Below are 508 nucleotides of genomic sequence, written 5' to 3' on the forward strand. Positions count from 1 at the left end.
GTTCCGGTCATGATCAGTGTTCCTCTGCTCGGTCAGTGGATGCGGTCGTTGTCGCGTCAATTAGGGTCAGCCCGGTGAGGGCACTGAGAAGCTCGATCGTGTTGTCACCATACAATTCGCGAACCGCGAAGCCTTCAGATGTCACGTCGAAGACTGCATGATCGGTGTACACGCGCGAAACACAGGCAACCCCGGTGAGCGGGTAGCTGCAGGCGGCTACCAGCTTTGACTCGTTCTGTTTGGTGAGCAGGTCGGTCATCACGTAAACCTCTTTGGCCCCGATTGCGAGGTCCATGGCGCCGCCGACGGCGGGGATGGCTCCGGGAGTACCGGTCGACCAGTTCGCGAGATCGCCCTTCTCTGAGACTTGGAACGCGCCAAGAACGCACACGTCGAGGTGGCCCCCACGCATTATTGCGAAGGAATCGGCTTGATGGAAGTAGGCCGCCCCTTCTAACGCGGTGACTGCCTGCTTTCCAGCATTGATCAGGTCAGGATCAAGGTGGCC

Annotated in this window: 1 protein-coding gene; it reads right to left on the bottom strand. The window is 59.3% G+C overall.

The window, feature by feature from the left end; translation table 11 throughout:
- Positions 1-13: 13 nt before the first annotated feature.
- Positions 14-508: CoA-transferase (locus ADICYQ_RS31085; protein WP_040414499.1), on the bottom strand; the 495-nt coding region annotated here is incomplete at its 5' end.

This window comes from Cyclobacterium qasimii M12-11B, from assembly GCF_000427295.1.
GTDB classification, from domain to species: Bacteria; Bacteroidota; Bacteroidia; order Cytophagales; family Cyclobacteriaceae; genus Cyclobacterium; species Cyclobacterium qasimii.